We start from the raw sequence: 1,309 nt of genomic DNA, 5'->3' as shown, positions 1-1,309 counted from the left end.
CAGCCCTCCGGAGACACCCCCTCCGACCCGTCGTGCGCCACCCGGCGATCATCCCCAGAGGCGATCACCAGACGACGCACCTCGACCGGCGTGTCGGCGCCAAGATCAACCTAACGCAAGGCCATTGACCCATGGCACGGCGCCGCTGCATCTCACCATCTCCGGAGAGAACCTCATCGCATCATGGGATCCTGCCGAACTCGCCTTCGCCACCAGGCCGGAGCATCTTTCACCGGCCGTGGCCGCACGCCTGCTCACCCGGCGGCATCGTTACTCGACCGATACGCTCTTCACGACGATCACTCGGCTCACCGCCGGGGCAACGGCACTCTTCCACAACGGCGGCCTGACAGTGGCGTACCCGCCACCCGCACAGCACGTCGTCAAGTGCCGCAAGCTTCGTCCGGGCGCCGACCCTGTCCGCATTCTCGAACGGACCTTGCACGAGTTGATCGTACCGATTGTCAGCGATCACAGCGGCAAGGTTGCCGTGGAACTGTCAGGCGGCGTCGACTCGGCGAACGTTGCGGCGACTACAGCGAGATGCTCGGCTGGGCCCGTCATGTCCGGCGGGCTGCTCGTCGGCGGCAAGGCTGGACGCGAGCAACGCGCGAGGCGCGAGGTCATCGCGGAGCACTTCCGTCTTCGCGACGTAGCAGTACACGCCTGGGAACACCTGCCCCTTTCGCCGGACGGACCGCGTACCGCATCGGAGCCGCACTACCCTGACGGGGCCCTGACGGGGACGTCTATCACGAAGCATTCGACGTCCTTCGCTACCGCCTCCGCGAAGGCGGTAGTGACGTCGTGCTCACCGGCTTCGGTGGGGATGAACTCATGGCGTTGACAGGCGCTGAGAGGATGCGTCCGATGACGGCACCCCGGCTTCCGCCCTGGCTGGGCGAGCGCGCGATCGACGCGATGCGGCACATCGACGACTGCGCCGCACCGGTGGCCCCCGTCGCCTTACCGTGCCTCGTCGTCTTCGCCGCTCGGAACCCCGCGTACTTGCGCGCCGGACTCTGGCCGGTGGCTCCCCTCAGCCACCCCAGGCTTTCGCGGTTCGCACGATCTCTGCCCATCGAATGGCGGGCTCGGAAGCGGCTGTTGCGCACCCGTCTCGCCCGTGAACGCCTCCCAGATCACGTCACCGAGCCGGCACGGCCAGAATCGTTCGGGTCGACAATGAGGTGATCTCAGCAAGAAGTGCGTAGCTGGAGTTGTTCGATGTGGGTGAGGACGAGCGCTGCTTTGACGTAGGCGCCGATTCTGCGGGGGCTGGCGGTGATGCGGCGCAGTGCTCGCCAGC

General features: G+C 66.8%; 1 protein-coding gene. It reads left to right on the top strand.

From position 1 onward, the window contains the following. The first annotated feature begins 124 nt into the window (after positions 1-124). Complete coding sequence (locus KME75_RS41625) at positions 125-847, top strand: asparagine synthase-related protein (protein ID WP_219420492.1); 723 nt, start codon at positions 125-127, stop codon at positions 845-847. Positions 848-1,309: the final 462 nt, after the last annotated feature.

The sequence above is a fragment of the Pseudonocardia nigra genome (assembly GCF_019396355.1).
In the GTDB taxonomy this organism is placed as follows: domain Bacteria; phylum Actinomycetota; class Actinomycetes; order Mycobacteriales; family Pseudonocardiaceae; genus Pseudonocardia; species Pseudonocardia nigra.
The sequence above is the reverse complement of the archived record's forward strand: the minus strand, read 5'-3'. Positions and strand labels throughout refer to the sequence as shown.